This window comes from Acinetobacter sp. CIP 101934 (genome assembly GCF_000369585.1).
In the GTDB taxonomy this organism is placed as follows: domain Bacteria; phylum Pseudomonadota; class Gammaproteobacteria; order Pseudomonadales; family Moraxellaceae; genus Acinetobacter; species Acinetobacter schindleri.
On record NZ_KB850092.1, the window covers coordinates 1 to 15,775 of the forward strand.

General features: G+C 39.4%; 16 protein-coding genes, 2 pseudogenes and 1 other annotated feature. Of the genes and pseudogenes, 10 read left to right on the forward strand and 8 right to left on the reverse strand.

From position 1 onward, the window contains the following. The 7 genes from F899_RS00025 to F899_RS00055 form a co-directional block, all read left to right on the forward strand. Positions 1–576 (forward strand): type IV secretion system protein (locus F899_RS00025; protein ID WP_005220136.1); only part of this gene is annotated, 576 nt, incomplete at its 5' end. After that, positions 573–2,093, forward strand: coding sequence for a type IV secretion system DNA-binding domain-containing protein (locus F899_RS00030; RefSeq protein ID WP_005108923.1), 1,521 nt, complete (start codon positions 573–575; stop codon positions 2,091–2,093). The genes F899_RS00025 and F899_RS00030, both read left to right, overlap by 4 nt. 17 nt (positions 2,094–2,110) lie before the next feature. Continuing rightward, positions 2,111–2,311 (forward strand): hypothetical protein, encoded by a 201-nt coding sequence (locus F899_RS00035; protein ID WP_005108922.1) that lies wholly within the window; start codon positions 2,111–2,113, stop codon positions 2,309–2,311. Positions 2,312–2,356: 45 nt separating this feature from the next. Continuing rightward, positions 2,357–3,070, forward strand: a complete 714-nt coding sequence (locus F899_RS00040) for a lytic transglycosylase domain-containing protein (RefSeq protein ID WP_005108921.1) — start codon at positions 2,357–2,359, stop codon at positions 3,068–3,070. A 22-nt stretch (positions 3,071–3,092) separates the two neighbouring features. Beyond that, positions 3,093–3,386, forward strand: coding sequence for a TrbC/VirB2 family protein (locus F899_RS00045; protein ID WP_005108920.1), 294 nt, complete (start codon positions 3,093–3,095; stop codon positions 3,384–3,386). A gap of 13 nt (positions 3,387–3,399) precedes the next feature. Beyond that, positions 3,400–6,111 carry a VirB4 family type IV secretion/conjugal transfer ATPase gene (locus tag F899_RS00050; protein ID WP_005108919.1) on the forward strand — a complete coding sequence of 904 codons (2,712 nt, stop codon included), beginning with the start codon at positions 3,400–3,402 and terminating at the stop codon, positions 6,109–6,111. 2 nt (positions 6,112–6,113) lie between these two features. Continuing rightward, a complete protein-coding gene (locus F899_RS00055; RefSeq protein WP_228127783.1) occupies positions 6,114–6,749 on the forward strand; it encodes a TrbJ/VirB5 family protein in 636 nt (211 codons plus the stop codon). A gap of 365 nt (positions 6,750–7,114) precedes the next feature. Here F899_RS00055 and F899_RS00060 read toward each other — a convergent pair. The 7 genes and pseudogenes from F899_RS00060 to arsC all read right to left on the reverse strand — a co-directional run bounded on the left by F899_RS00060 (position 7,115) and on the right by arsC (position 12,294). Further along, positions 7,115–8,199, reverse strand: a pseudogene (locus F899_RS00060) (ArsO family NAD(P)H-dependent flavin-containing monooxygenase). A gap of 96 nt (positions 8,200–8,295) precedes the next feature. Then, entirely contained in the window at positions 8,296–9,246 is a 951-nt protein-coding gene (trxB, locus tag F899_RS00065; RefSeq protein ID WP_004644738.1) for a thioredoxin-disulfide reductase, read from the reverse strand. An 18-nt stretch (positions 9,247–9,264) separates the two neighbouring features. Next, positions 9,265–9,969, reverse strand: coding sequence for an arsenical resistance protein ArsH (arsH, locus tag F899_RS00070; RefSeq protein WP_004644739.1), 705 nt, complete (start codon positions 9,967–9,969; stop codon positions 9,265–9,267). A 4-nt stretch (positions 9,970–9,973) separates the two neighbouring features. Further along, complete coding sequence (gene arsB, locus F899_RS00075) at positions 9,974–11,014, reverse strand: ACR3 family arsenite efflux transporter (protein WP_004644740.1); 1,041 nt, start codon at positions 11,012–11,014, stop codon at positions 9,974–9,976. A 5-nt stretch (positions 11,015–11,019) separates the two neighbouring features. Continuing rightward, positions 11,020–11,493, reverse strand: a complete 474-nt coding sequence (locus F899_RS00080; protein ID WP_005220137.1) for an arsenate reductase ArsC — start codon at positions 11,491–11,493, stop codon at positions 11,020–11,022. Between the two features lie 4 nt (positions 11,494–11,497). After that, on the reverse strand, positions 11,498–11,821 hold the full coding sequence (locus F899_RS00085) for a metalloregulator ArsR/SmtB family transcription factor (RefSeq protein WP_004644742.1): 324 nt from the start codon (positions 11,819–11,821) through the stop codon (positions 11,498–11,500). Between the two features lie 44 nt (positions 11,822–11,865). Beyond that, positions 11,866–12,294, reverse strand: a complete 429-nt coding sequence (gene arsC / locus F899_RS00090) for an arsenate reductase (glutaredoxin) (RefSeq protein ID WP_004644743.1) — start codon at positions 12,292–12,294, stop codon at positions 11,866–11,868. A 315-nt stretch (positions 12,295–12,609) separates the two neighbouring features. Here arsC and F899_RS00095 point away from each other — a divergent pair, with 315 nt between their 5' ends. Then, the gene (locus F899_RS00095) at positions 12,610–13,176 is read left to right on the forward strand and encodes a recombinase family protein (protein ID WP_004897285.1); all 567 of its coding nucleotides are present in this window, start codon (positions 12,610–12,612) and stop codon (positions 13,174–13,176) included. Positions 13,177–13,215: 39 nt separating this feature from the next. Here the strand turns inward: F899_RS00095 and F899_RS15210 are convergent. Beyond that, positions 13,216–14,449 (reverse strand): annotated as a pseudogene (locus F899_RS15210) (IS3 family transposase). Continuing rightward, positions 14,044–14,160, reverse strand: a sequence feature (AL1L pseudoknot). It overlaps the preceding pseudogene by 117 nt. A 132-nt stretch (positions 14,450–14,581) precedes the next feature. Between F899_RS15210 and F899_RS00115 the strand changes: the two are divergent. Beyond that, the gene (locus tag F899_RS00115; protein WP_004282341.1) at positions 14,582–15,283 is read left to right on the forward strand and encodes an IS1 family transposase; all 702 of its coding nucleotides are present in this window, start codon (positions 14,582–14,584) and stop codon (positions 15,281–15,283) included. A gap of 410 nt (positions 15,284–15,693) precedes the next feature. Further along, on the forward strand, positions 15,694–15,775 hold an 82-nt coding region (locus F899_RS00120), incomplete at its 3' end, for a hypothetical protein (RefSeq protein ID WP_005220138.1).

Genomic DNA, 15,775 nt, shown 5'->3' on the forward strand with positions numbered 1-15,775 from the left:
AAAACTGTTTTTGACCCTACTAAAAATGCTGATGCTGCATTACAGGTAGAGGAGTTAATGCGCCAGATTCAAGTATTACGTGGACAATATGACAGCATTACAAAAGGTTTAGCGGGTCTTGGTCTTTTAACCAATGTCGCTCAACTTGCTGGCTTTGAACTGCCTAATGGCTTCTCTGCTGAACCTACAAATATCTTTAATACCCCTAGAGAACAAAATGCCTATAACGAGCTTCAACGTCAGATCGCTACGGATACAGGCGTTTATGCCAGTAAAGAACTAGGGAAGATCCAAAATCTCACTGCTGCAAGAGTTAATACCGCTTATGTGGAAGCAGAAGTTGCTTGGACACAAATTAATTGCAGTTTTGAAAACCTCAAGTCTTTGGCTGCGGTCAATACCAACACTTTGAAGCAGTCAAAAGATTTAGCAAATGCGCTTGCTGTAGAGAACAGCATGATCGTTGCCAATCAAGCTAAGTTAAAAGCCAACATGCTTATGATGCAGTCGAGCATGGAGAGCTACAAAGTAGCTTCTCATCAGGCAGTACAGAAGTTTTTAGGGTCAGTGAAATGATGAATGATCAAAGCCAAAAGATTTTTAATCAGTCTATCCTGATTGTTATTTTTTCCGTGATCACGGCATGGGTAGTATTACTGCCTAAGTTTTTTATTATCCCTCAAGAACAGAAGGTTAAGGCTATTCTGTATGCCTTGCCATTGACCTTTAAAACGCCTTTATACGTTTTGATTCTCTTAGTGGTATTGGTCATTAGCTGGGTGATCGCTTGGTTTTATTTTCAGAACAATAAAACCCCTTTTGCTGGTGAACGGTACGTTAAAGTTTTGCGGGGCTTACAGCTAGTTAGCCCCTATAAATTTAAGAAACTGACGACAGAAAAAGGCTATCAGATTCGTTTTTGTGGTATGCCAGTTCCGAAAGATTTGAAGTACAAACACTTCCTTTTAACTGGTGGTACTGGTCAAGGTAAATCCGTTTCTATTAGTGATTTCTTAGATTCTTGCGTATCTGATGCCCGCAGTAAAACCCGCTTAATTGTTGTGGACCCTAACGGCTCATATACAAGTTTGTTCTATAAAAAGGGCGATGTGATTTTTAACCCTTTCGATGCTCGATCTGTAAGCTGGTCAATCATTAATGAAGTAAGAAACCCTTATGATATTGAAACTTACTCAGCTACATTGATTCCAAAATCTTCCGATGCGAAACATGAAAACTTTAATAGTATGGCTCGTACAATTATTAAGTCTGCTATGTCTAAAGTTCTGGAAATGCCAGACATATCAAAATCAGCAAAAGCACAATTGTTCTTAGATACGTTATTAAACTCTAGTGATGATCAATTAAGAGATTTCTTGATGGGTACGCCTGCATTTAGTCTGCTAGGAAATACTGAACTGGTCGGGACGCTGCGAAGCATCATCACAACTTATCTCACGCCACATACCCACAATTCAATTGGTGATTTTTCCTTTAGAGATTACTTAAAAAATGGTGAAGGCAATATTTTTATTACTTGGCGTGAAGATCAATTAACTGCATTACAGCCACTTGTAAGCTGTATCACTGATGTTGTTTGTAGCTCATTACTTTCTGATTTCGACAACTATTCAGACTTTGTTTTTTGCTTAGACGAACTAGGCTCATTAAATCGACTTTCATACTTGGAAGCTGTGCTGACGAAAGGGCGTAAGCACAGACTTATTGCTTTGGCGGGTATTCAAAGTTTAGCCCAGCTTATAACAATCTATGGCGACAAATTCTCAATCACGCTAAGGGGCTGTTTTTCGTCATTTGGTGTATGTGCCGTAAACGCTCAAGACACTTATACCCCCCAAGAATATGAAAAGTCTTTCGGTGCAATCGAAGTATTACGAAAAATGAAATCTAGTCACAAGGATGCAAAAAGTGAGTTGGTAAAAGAGAAGGAAAATGTTGTTAAAGCTGAAGAAATAAGCAGCCTTCAACCACTTCATTTTTATTTAAAGTTTTCAGGTCATTACCCGCCTACTTTAGTAAAAATGAAGTACCGCTCTTATGCTAAAGTTGCGGCTTCTTACCAACAAAACTGAAAAAAGGAAATCTAAGCATGAAACGTGAACAACTATACGTGAGCGATGAATTTGCAGCTGAGTTTGACGAGTTTTTCTTACGCTATAAACGTGGTGAATTGAAAGTTCCTGAAGAATTACAGAACCGCAGATTGACAAGAAATTTAATATTCTTGATCGCCCTCGATCAGTATTTCAAAGAGAAACATAATTTTTCAAATAGTCCTTTTGAGGACTGAATCAAATAGAGTTATACTGTTATAACTCTACAAGGAATAATGACAATGTTCAGAAGATTAATAATCAGCTTTATTTGCACAACTCCTGTGCTGGTAAGCGCTTCACCTTATGAGGATTTAATTTACAAGCATTCTGTAGCTAACGGTTTAGACCCTAAGTTAGTTACAGCAATTATGGCAAGGGAGAGTGCATTTAAGCCTAATGCTCGATCTCCCAAAGATGCCAGAGGGCTTATGCAAGTTATTCCATCAACAGCCCGAATGGTAGGCGTTGACCCTAGAAGATTATTTGAACCTGAACAAAGTATTATTGCTGGTACTCGTTACCTTGCTTTCTTAAACAAACGGTTTAATGGCAATCTGATCAAAATCATAGCTGGCTATAATGCTGGACACGGTGCGGTGGAAAAATTTGGCGGCATTCCCCCTTACCGTGAAACTAGAAACTACGTTACTTACGTCACAAGTAAATATCAAAAATTGCTAGGCGGTGGGGCATTAGAAAACTTTAATGCCCCCCAACCCAGCCCGATCTTCCCTGAAGCTAAAAGAAAAAATGACATGGTTGTCTTAGCTTCTTGGCAGCAAAATCAATACCCCGACTATTCCGCAGAATACCTACAAGATCAAAGCTATATCGCACAAGCTGAACCTGTGCGAGTTCGTATAAATAATCAGCCTTCAATTCAACAGCCTGCACAACCAACCTCATTTGTGCAGTCGCTCAATTCTAATGGGCGTTACGTCCAAGTTTTTTAATTAGTTAAGTTAGGAAAGAACTATGAAAAAGTCGAATTTTATTAAATTGGCACACCTCCCTGTAGCGTTTTTTGCATTGATCTTTAGCCAGGTGGCAAACGCAGCTTGGGGGCAAAAGTTTGCTTCAAAGCTGAACTCATTTAATGACGAATTAGTAATTGCAGCAGCAGTCGCTTTCGTAACTGGTGTGATCTGTTTAGCTATCACAATGATGGGCGGTGGTAGCGAGAGAATTAAACGCTGGGGCGTTGGTTTGGTAATCGCTGGCATTCTTTGTTTCATTGCCCCTGATTTGGGTAGCTTCTTCTTCAGCTAAACGGTGAGTGAACATGAGCAAAGCCACTGAAAAACAGGAACAGAAAGACCTTTTATTTGCGGGTCTTGCACGAGTGGCAAGGGTCGCAAATATTCCAGTAGATATTTTCGCTATCTTTTTTATTGTCGGTGGATTTCTCATTACTATCCTTGCCTTGCTAGGAAAAGTAATGACTGGCTTCTTCATCATTGCGGGGATTTATTTAGTCCTTAATGCACTGACCTATGAAGAAGATAGAGGGATTCAATACCTACTTTTTTCACTGAAAAGGAAATTTTCTAGAAAAATGGTTTTCGGTGGTTATAGCTTTGAAACCCATACCAAAACCAAAGATGAGGGAATTGAATATGATCAAAAACAACTAGCGAGTGGTGAACTAATGGAAGTGAGCAATTTACCCTATCTGACACCAATTGACAGCCACAATATTAAGCTCGTAAACGGTGATATTTTTACAATCCTGAAGATCACAGGTTTTGCATACGAAACCAAAAGCTATGAACAGTTGAAGATGCTTAAACGCTATCGAGCAGAAATGTTCAAGCAGCTCGGTAGCCGTTTCGTTGTTAGCGTTTACTATGATCGACACGAAGTAGAAACAGAAATACCAGAACCTCACGGCAATGAATTTTCTGATCACTTCCAACAGAAATATTATGAAAAGCTAAGTCAGGAACATATGTTCCAAAATGACATTTATATTTCTCTCCTTGTTCGCAAAGCTAACCCAAGTGAACCGCCATTTACCCGCCTAAAAAATACATTCTTCAGAGTAGATAATGAAGCTCAAATGCTCGCAGAATTAAGCAATGCTGTAAGTATGTTTAAAGAGTACCTTCAGGATGCTAACCCTCGTCAATTGGGCGTTTATCATAAAGATAATGTGATGTATTCCGAAGCGGTTAATTTTTTGGGCTACATGGTGAATTTAGAAAGAGCAGAGATACCCCTATACCCGACAGAGATCAGAAACTATTTGGGCTTTGTCCGTAAAGTATTTACTCCGGATGGAACAATTAAGTTTTATCATCCGAGTGGTGAAGTCACCGCAGGCGCGATTTACAGCCTACCAACGCCTAACTACCCTGAACATACCGATCACACGATGTTAGATGAGTTTTTGAAGGTAGATCATCCTCTACTTATTTCTCAAACTTTCATGATGATGGACAGAAGAAAGTCTATCAACATGAGTATCCAGCGTCAGAACCAGTTAAAAAATGCGAAAGATAAATCTGAATCTCAAATTGAAGCGATTAATCAAGCTGTAGATGATTTGGCTTCAGGTCGCATTCTGAATGGTATCTATTCTCTTAATGTACTTGTTACAGCTAAGAATGGTGCAGCCTTTAAAGATGCTATGCAGAAAACTAGCGGGGCTTTCCAGCGAAATCACATGCTGCCTAAAAAGGAAGATTTAATTGCTGAACCTACTTTTTACTCAACGTTAATTGGTAATTATCATTTACTCCAACGCCCTGCAACGATCAATACAACTAACTTTGCTGGCTTTGCCAGTATGCACAATAGCTCTATTGGTAAAAAGGAAGGCAACCATTGGGGCGAGTATGTTTTACAATTAAAGACTGAAGGAAATACCCCTTATTACTTTAATTTCCATGAGGGTGATGTAGGTCATACTCGTATTACAACTGGTACTGGTGGCGGTAAAACAACTTTAATTAATGCTTTGCTCACAGCAGCAGATAAGTTTAAGCCCTATATTTTTCACTTTGATTTTGAATATTCAGCATCAGTTTGGATTCAAGCAATGGGCGGTAAACATACCGTTCTAAGTGAAATGGTGCCGACTGGTTGGAATCCGCTTCAGTTAGATGACACCGATCAGAATAGACTTTTCCTGAATAAACTTTTTGCATTCATGGGGCAAGACTATAACGAGGCTGGAAACCCGAAACCATTATCAGCAGCAGAAGAAAACAAAATTAAAGAAGTTGTAGAAGCAGTTTACAGCTATGAAAAAACTCTCCGGAGGTTAAGAAACTTTATCTCACTGTTTGGCATGGCAGAGAATAATAACCTTGCTGAACGCATGGCGAAATGGGCGAATAATGGTCATTTTGCCAATATCTTTGACAATGAAGGTGACAATTTCTCAATTGAAGATGCTCGTATCTTTGGTTATGAAATGAAAAACGTCATTAAAAATGATGTCGTGCTGGGTGCTATGTCTATGTATATCTTTCACCGTATTGATATAGCTATGTCAGAGGGTCGTCCGTTCATTGTGGTAGTTGAGGAAGGTCAGCGTTACATCAGCAACCCGATCAACTTAGCTTGGCTGAAAATTATGTTGACTACATACCGTAGACGTAACGGCATGATGATCTTCGTAACCCCTACCCCTGAAGTGATCACTAAGGATGACGATCTGATCGGGCAGTTTAAAACCTCAATTCTATTGCCGAACGATAAAGCCAACCCAGCAACGTATATGGGTAATGATCAAAATTCAGGATTAGGATGCACACAAACAGAATTTGAATGGATTGTTAATACACCGCCTTACTTACGTCAGTTCATGATTAAAAACTCTCATGATTCAGTCATTAGTAAGCTCGATCTAGGAAATATGTCAGAAATTATCCCAGTATTTTCAGGCAATGAAGTACGCCACAAGATGCTTGAAGAAACACTAAGTAAAAATGAAAACCTAACCTACTCCCAATGGGTTAATGAATTTAATAAAAAGGTGAAATCATGAAAATGAGCAAAACAAAAATCACGGCTGTAGCTTTTGCTTTATTGTTCACAGCCAATCCCGCTAAGGCTTGGGACGTTGTTTTTGACCCGACTGCCGTTGCTAACATGGTGAAGCAACTTGCTCAAATGAAGCAGCAGTATGAAATCATGAAAAAACAATATGAAAGCACAACAGGTAATACAGGTATTGGGACTTCAGGCGTAAAGACTGTTACTGATGTTGTAGCTGGTTCATGGCAAGATGTTGTTTCCAATCAGAAGTCTGGTGCTTTCGGCAGTGCACAAAAAACTTATGACAAGGTGCTTACTACTATCGGTAGTGAAGGCATGAATCAGCTTCTAAGCAATGATCAGTACAAGCGCAGCTATAATACTGTTAAGACAGGTTTTGCCTTCAGTGATGCTTCTTATAATGCTTTGAATGAACACGTTGCAAACCTTACTACTTTAAAGAATAAGATCAATTCGACTAAGAACATTAAAGAAGCACAGGACTTAGCTAATGCCATTGCAATTGAACAGGGTTATATCAACTCTATCGGTGCGAAGCTGGCTGCGGTCCAAACCAATTTAGCTTCAAATAATGCTTCATCAGGTGTCACCAGTACACAAAGTTTTAAATCATGGTTTGGTAACTAATCTTTTTTCTTACGGCTAACAGTTCTGACTGTTAGCTTTTTTTTGTCTAAATTTAGGTTTTTTATATGAAAAAAATTCTTGTCCCAATGATTACATTATTTACCCTGGACTACTCCCATGCTGAAACTATTAATACCCAACCTAAAGCAGTAGGACTAACCACTTCAAAAGGCAGTATACTCTAAAGTTACATTATTTCTCTTACAGGTAAGACTGTAGACTTGCACTTGGAGCTTTCAACTTCACTAAATAGCCCGATAAGCCTAGGTCGAGAAAGTCTTTACAAAGCTCTTTCCGGTGAGGGTTAAACTTAGTTTCGATACTGTTATCAAAGTTGTAAAAGCACTTAGTTTACGGCAAGCAATTTAACATTGGATGTAATTATAAATATTATCTAAATAAGCTGCAATTTCATCCACTGTGGCTCTCGCAGTCCTTGAAACACCCACCAGTGTCGCTGAACCAGGTCCGGTCCACTCACCATATCCTACTAACCATAGGTTGGATTGTTTGACTGCTCGTGTTCCTTCAACAAGTATCGTATTATTTTCCTCTACTATTCCAAGTGGCTTTAAATGGCTTAAAGTCGCTTTAAATCCAGTACACCAAATCACTGCATTAACCTGTTGAAAAGATCCATATTCCCAAATCACGCCATTTTCTGTAAAAGCCGAAAATGGGCGCTCACTATGTAAAACTCCTCGTGCACGTGCATCTTTGACTGAATCAATCATGACAATATCACCCAGACCGCCAACAGGCTGATCTATTGTACGGCCTTCTAATTGTGCCTTTAAACGCTCTGTCGCACGTAAAAACAGTACACGGCCATCAACATCGTCTGCTAAAAATTGAGGAGGTGTTGGCGTGATCCAAAGAGTGTCTGCCACTAGGGAAACTTCAGCCAAAATTTGTGCTCCAGAATTTCCACCACCGACTATCATTACGTGCTTATCTTTAAAAAGTTCTGCATTTTGATAATGGGCGGAGTGTAATTGCAGACCTTTGAAATTTTCTTGGCCAGGGTAAGATGGGATATAAGGATGACTCCAGGTGCCCGTTGCACTGATTACAGCCTTGGCTCTCCATGTCTGTTCACCTGCATGCACACTCAATACTTCTCCTTCGCTTTTGACGTGATCAACATATACAGGACGAATAATCGGAAATTGATAACGCTGCTCATATTGCTGCAAGTATTCAATAACTTCTTTCTTGGTCGGATACGTTTGTTCTGTATTCGGCATAACCCAACCAGGTAAGGAACTCCAGCTATTCGGTGAAAACAGACGCAAAGAATTCCAAGCATGTAACCAGGCTCCACCTGCTTGATTTTGATCATCTAAAATAATAAATGGTATTTTTTTCGCTTTAAAAAATAAGCTGTAGATAAAGCTGCCTGTCCACCACCGATAATGATGACATCAGTTTCCGTCTGTTTCTGATTCAAAGCCTTTTCCTCTTTTATTTTTTCTTTAATATAAAAACCCAATCCTGAAGACTGGGCTTTTACAATATTCACTATATTTTTATGACAACATCAAAATCAACTTAAACTATCAAGATATTTTTCAGCATCTAATGCAGCCATACAACCAGAGCCTGCTGAAGTAATCGCTTGGCGATAAACTGAATCAGCCACATCACCGGCAGCGAATACACCTGGCACTGAAGTAGCAGTGGCATTCCCCGCTGTTCCGCTTTGGATCTGAATATAGCCATCACGTAACTCAAGTTGCGCTGAAAACATCTCAGTATTTGGTTTGTGACCAATTGCCACGAATAAACCCTGTACCTCAATATCTTGCTTTGATCCATCTACAGTGGATTTTAAACGCACTCCAGTTACTCCGGTGTTATCGCCTAACACTTCATCCACTTGATTGTTCCAAAGAATGCTAATTTTGCCTTCTTTCTGTTTTGCAAAAAGATGGTCTTGTAGAATTTTTTCAGAACGCAATGAAGCTCGGCGATGCACTAAAGTCACGTGAGCTGTAATATTAGACAGGTAAAGCGCCTCTTCAACCGCAGTGTTACCACCGCCTACAACCATCACCTTCTGGTTCTTATAGAAGAAACCGTCACAAGTTGCACAGGCACTTACACCTTGCCCCATGAATTTAGCTTCAGACTCAAGACCTAAGTATTGTGCCGTTGCACCTGTGGCAATAATCAGGGCATCACAGGTGAATTCTTCCATATCGCCTTTCAGCACGAATGGACGAACGCTTAAATCCACTTCACTGATATGGTCATAGACGATTTCGGTACCAAAACGTTCCGTATGCGCTTGCATACGTTCCATGAGTGCGGGGCCTGTTAAACCTTCTGGATCACCCGGCCAGTTATCGACTTCAGTGGTCGTGGTTAATTGACCACCGAGTTGTAAGCCTGCAACTAAAGTGGGTTTAAGATTAGCCCGTGCTGCATATACCGCAGCGCTGTAACCCGCAGGACCTGAGCCAAGAATGATTAATTTAGAATGTCTCTTTTGCATTTAAGATCACCTAGCAGTTTACAAACTGCGCTGATTGACACGTTTAGATAATTCTTCAGCTGATTCCTTACGTTCTGAATAACGATCTGTCAGGTATTTGCTTTGTCCACGAGTCAGTAGGGTGAACTTAAATAACTCTTCCATCACATCCACAATCCGGTCATAGAAAGCCGAAGGTTTCATTCGTCCATCTTCTTCAAACTCCAAAAAAGCTTTTGGAACTGAAGACTGATTTGGAATGGTGATCATCCGCATCCACCGCCCCAAAATACGCATCTGGTTCAGGCTGTTAAATGACTGTGATCCGCCACTGACTTGCATCAAGGCAAGAGTTTTACCTTGGGTTGCACGGATTGCCCCTCCTGCCAGTGGAATCCAGTCGATTTGAGATTTAAAGATTGAACTCATAGAACCATGGCGTTCAGGTGAACACCAGACCATGCCTTCTGACCATGCTAAAAGCTCATGCAGTTCTTTTACTTTGGGATGCTCAGTATCCGCATCTTCTGGTAAAGGAAGCCCTTTAGGATGAAAGATTTTTATTTCCGCCCCAAAATGCTCAAGGATTCGACCGGCTTCAAGAACTGCAAGGCGACTGTAAGAACGTTCTCGATTAGAGCCATACAGCAGCAAAATTCGCGGAGGATGAGCAAGTTCTTTGGCTTGAACTTTTTCAAAGGTGGGTTGCTCAAGAAGATTTAGATCTACATTTGGGAGATTCATAGAGTTAGGCCTCTTTAAAAACTTTCTTTCTCAGCCAGAGTGAAACACTCACCAAGGCAATCAACACAGGAACTTCGACCAGTGGGCCAATAATCGTGGTAAAAGCAACAGGCGAAGCGATACCAAAAGTTGCAATCGCTACTGCAAGTGATAATTCAAAATTATTCCCCGCTGCGGTAAATGCAATTGCTGTGGTCTTAGGATAGTCATTGCCCATCCATTTACTCATAAAGAAGCTGATGAAGAACATTAAAACGAAGTAAATGGTTAAAGGAATCGCGATGCGTAAAACTTCAAGCGGAAGACTCACGACATCACCGCCTTTTAGGCTAAACATGGCCAGAATGGTGAACAGCAAAGCCATTAAACTCAGCGGACTGATTTTCGGAATGAACTTGGTTTCATACCATTCCACGCCTTTCTGTTTCACCAAAATCCATCGCGTTAAGAAACCTAATAAGAACGGAATACCAAGATAAACCAGAACAGCATGGGTGATGGTCCAGAAATCGACATTAATGACCTGCGAAGCGACACCAAAATAGGGTGGAAGGAAGGTCAGGAATAACCAGGCATAGGTACTGAAAAATAGAATCTGGAAGATGCTGTTAAAGGCAACTAATGCTGCAACATATTGATTATCACCACAGGCCAAGCCATTCCACACCAGAACCATGGCAATACATCGAGCAAGACCGATCAGGATGACACCGGTCATATATTCTGGATAACTATGTAAAAATATGATTGCCAGGGCAAACATGAGTACTGGCGCGATCAGCCAGTTTTGTACTAAGGATAAAGTAAGGGTTTTCTTATCCTTAAACACTTGTGGCAAAGTCGCATAGTTCACTTTTGCCAGTGGTGGATACATCATTAGAATAAGACCAATCGCGATTGGAATATTCACTGAATCAATGCTTAATTTATCGAGTGCGACAGAAGCCTGAGGAAAGAAGTTTCCGATGGCAATGCCTAAGGCCATGGCAATAAAAATCCATAGCGTCAGGTTGCGATCTAAAAAAGATAAGCGTTTTTCAGACATTTCACTTACTCAACGTTCGAAATTTGATTAATTGCTGCAATCAATTCTGAGCGAGATAGTTTATCTACATTAAGTTTAAATAAAGCATCTAAGCGACGATTGATATGTTCAACAGTGCTCATAAAGGCTTTCATTTTTTCTTCTTTATTCACGTCTAAGTGTGAAGGATCAGCCAAGCCCCAATGTGCCTTGATTGCTCCACCCAAATAAAGTGGACATGCTTCTTGAGCAGCAGAATCACATACTGTGATCACAACATCAGGTTGATATTGTTCACAATCATTAATCGTTTTACTCCATAAACCTTCGGTAGATAATCTTAAGTTTTCAAGGGTTTCTAAAGTTAGCGGGTGAACTTGACCTGAAGGCTTACTCCCAGCGCTATAGGCTTTCCAACCTTCTGGTGCTCGGCTATTAAACAAAACTTCAGACAAAATGCTACGGCAGCTATTTCCAGTACATAAAAATAAAAATTTCATTGAATTACTCACAATAACTATTTACAGAAAGGGGGTGTTGATCATCCAGCTTTGATTGAGATTGAACCGTCTTCAAAATATCTAAAATTTCATAACACCAGTTGGCCAATTTTGGATTGATACTGTAGTAAACCCATTGGCCTTGTCTGCGATCTTGAAGTAGCCCTGAAGCACGTAAAAGGGCTAAATGTCTTGAAATTTTAGGTTGACTGAGTTGTAGTTTTTCAGTCAAATCACATACACATAGTTCTTTATTTTCAACAATTAATGTCACTATATTGAGACGTGTTTCATCTGATAAGCATTTAAAAAAATTAACTTGATCCATATAAGTCTCCTTCACATTCTTTCCATTCAAGAGATGAGAAAGTGCTATTTAATTCTTAGGCCATTTTCATCAATAATTTTTTCACCATCTTCTTTGCTAAATGCGCCTTTCTGAGGAAACGGGAGAATATCCAAAACAACTTCAGAAGGACGACACAAACGTGTACCTAAATCCGTAACAACGAATGGGCGGTTAATCAAAATAGGATGTTGAAGCATAAAATTTAAAAGCTGTTCATCAGACCAATCTTCCCGAACAATTTCTAAATCAGAATATGGAGGTACATTTTTACGAATTGCTTCTCTAACACTTAAACCAGCACTACGAATAAGTTCAATTAATTCTGCTTTCGAAGGTGGGGTAATTAGATATTCAATAACGATTGGTTCAATTCCTGCATTTTGAATTAAAGCTAAGGTATTCCTTGATGTACCACACTCAGGATTGTGATAAATCTTTATGGTCGAGAACATTTTGACTGACTCTGCTATTAGAAACTCAGATATATTTATATACGTATTTCCACATATATGCAAATACATATATTGATTTTATTTAAATTACTTAATGTCAATAAATGTATATATATTCTTGCAAATTCTTATGAGTGAGAAAAAACTCGTTATTTAAATATGTATATTTAGAGTATACCCTAAAGTTACAATCTGAAAGTTCATGAAATTATGTATCATTTAAATGATTTTTAATCATAAGTAACATGTAACTTTGATATTAAAGATTTATAATTTACAAAATTGTTCATTTTTATCCAATTGGGGCGAGAAAGAGTGAAAGGCCAAAAAGTAGGTTATGTGCGAGTGAGTTCGGTCGAGCAAAATACTGGGCGTCAACTTGAGGGGATTGAAGTCGACCGGATTTTTGTTGACCGTGCTTCAGGTAAAAATACTGACCGACCTAAATTTCAGGAAATGTTGAACTATGTCCGGGAAGGGGACAGGGTGATTGTACATTCCATGGATCGTTTTGCGCGAAGCCTGAAAGATTTGGTCACTGAAGTAGATAAACTGGTCAAACGAGGGATTGCCATCCAGTTTGTAAAAGAAAATATTACTTTTACGGCCGAATCCACCCCGATGGATAATTTGATGCTGCAATTGATGGGTGCTTTTGCACAGTTCGAACGTGAGATCATTTTAGAGCGGCAAAAGGAAGGAATAAAACTCGCCTCTGCTCAGGGGAAGTACAAAGGTCGGGTGCATAAACTAAAGCCTGACCAAGCTGAAGCTTTACGACAAGCATGGAGGGAAGGGAAGTATCCATCAAAAATGGCATTAGGAAAAGCTTTTGGGATTAGTCGTCAGGCGGTATACCGATATTTACAAGTTAGTGAATAGTGAACCGTACCGGGTTTGTCGGAGACTTTTTTATTTAAGTTAGGCCACCTGACCTAACGGGTTAATCTTATCATAGTATATTGCTTCAAACTCAAAAGGCGATACATAACCCAGTGCACTGTGTACACGCTTTTTATTGAACCAATCTACCCAATTTAGTGTCGCAAGTTGTACATCCGCTAAACCTTGCCAACCTGCTTTTAGATATTCAATCACCTCTGTTTTGTATAAGCCATTCACCGTTTCAGCCAAAGCATTATCGTATGAATCACCAGTCGTACCGACTGATGCTCGTAAATTTGCAGCTTCTAAACGATTGGTATGGCGAATGGAAAGATATTGAACACCTCTATCTGAATGATGAATCACATTCTTTGGCATGCCTCGATCATGCAATGCTTGCTCCAATGCATCGAGCACCATATCTGTATTCATTCGTGTAGATACTTTCCAGCCAACAATTGCTCGTGAGAACACATCAATAATAAAGGCGGTATAGACTCAGCCTGAATTTGTTTGAATATACGTAAAGTCACTCACCCACAGTTGGTCAGGATGATCAGCAGTAAAATTACGTTTCACTAAATCATCTGCTCGTTTTTGGTCATCTCGGCTACGGGTGGTTTGTTTGTTCTTACCTCACCAAACACCTTGTATACCTAGCTTTTTCATTAATCGAGCAACAGTACAGCGTGCGATAACATAACCTTCACGTTTCAGTTTTTGCCAGACTTTACGTACACCATACCGACCTGAACTTTCCTTCCAAATTCGTTTAATTTGTTCAGCATGATGCAAGTCATGTAAATCTCGCTTTGCTCGATGTTCTGGATTTTCGCAGAGATCTAGAGTGCGGTAATAGGTTGAAGGTGCGATTGGTAAAATTCTACAAATCGCCTCGACTCCGTACAGCTCTTTATTATTATGGATAAAATCCACCATTATTTGTGTGGGCAGTCGAGCTCCGCCTGGGCGAAAAAAGCGGCTGCTTTACGTAGAATCTCATTGGCGCGTTGCAGTTCTTTATTTTCGCGTTCGAGTTGTTTGATACGTTCTTGGTCTGAAAGCTGCTGTACTTTAACTGGATTTTGCTGATCTAAATGCTTTTGATGCCAGGCACGTAGTGTTTCAGGAGTACAACCCTTGCGCAGTATACTGCTCAGGGAGCAATAGCGGTGATCGCAGCCCAATTCGATGGATAATCTTTTTCAGATTCAATCAATAATTGAACCGCTCTTTCTCTAATTTCAGGGGTATATTTTAATTTTGTCATCGGGATAGTCTCTCAGAATATTAACTCTCCGACAAACCCGGTACGGTTCAGTCTAGGATCAATTTAAAAAATGGGTGGTGTTTCAAAAAGTATGCTGAAAAAAAGCAGGTTGGATTTTGATAAAATAGAGAAATGCGAATAACTCTAGAAATCAAGTGTCCAGCCTGCCTAAGTGACAGTATAAAGAAAAATGGCACAAAAGTAGATGGTAAGCAAAATTACCAATGTAAAATATGCAGACGTCAATTTATTGGTGATCATGCTCTCAGTTATCAAGGCTGTCACTCAGGTATCAAAACCAAAATATTACACCTCATGGTGCGAGGCAGTGGTGTCAGGGATATAGCAGAAATTGAAAGAGTAAGTATCGGTAAAGTTCTACGGACACTTAGCCAATCAAAATATCAACTTCGAGCACAGCAAAGTCATTATGAAACCCTTGAAGTAGATGAGTTTTGGACTTTTGTTGGTCATAAGCAAAATAAACAATGGCTAATTTATGCCTATCATCGAGAAACAGGTGAAATTGTTGCTTATGTATGGGGTAACCGAGATTTAGCCACTGCAAAACGACTTAAATTAAAATTGAAGCAGTTAGGTGTAAGCTATACATGTATATCAAGTGACCATTGGGATAGCTTTGTTACGACCTTTAAAGAATGCAAACAGTTGATTGGTAAATTTTTCACTGTGGGTATAGAAGGCAATAATTGTCGATTACGGCATCGAATCAGGCGAGGCTTTAGGAGAAGCTGCAACTTCTCCAAAAAGCTTGAAAATCATTTCAAAGCCTTTGATTTAGTGTTCTTTTATATCAATAATGGATTCGTTTAATGCCAGCATACTTTTTGAAACACTACCCATTTTTCACCTATTAACCAATTAGAATTAAGTTTTAAGCAGCTAAGTAATTTTACAAATACTATATCCTCATTCTTTAAAGATCAAAAAAATTGCTTTTTTATCTAACTAAAAGGTGTCTACAAAATTGGTGGCTATTCACTATAAGTTATAGAAATTACTAGATGTTTCTTTAATTCTGTTCTTTTCTATTCATTCGACACATAAGCTCACGAATTACGTAAACCCTATATAAGTTTATTTTTTAAACACTCGGATGTCTTATTTCATACATTAATTTACAGCGATTTCTTGGCGCATAAGGCTCTAATAAAAGTGTTTTTTAATTCTTGGCAGCCTTGCTACGAGTCTGTTTAATGTTGAACTAGAAAGAGGAAATCCGCATGCGTGCTCTTACCTATCATGGTGCTCGGGATGTACGAGTTGAATCTGTTCCAGATCCAGTGATTCAGGAACCAGATGACG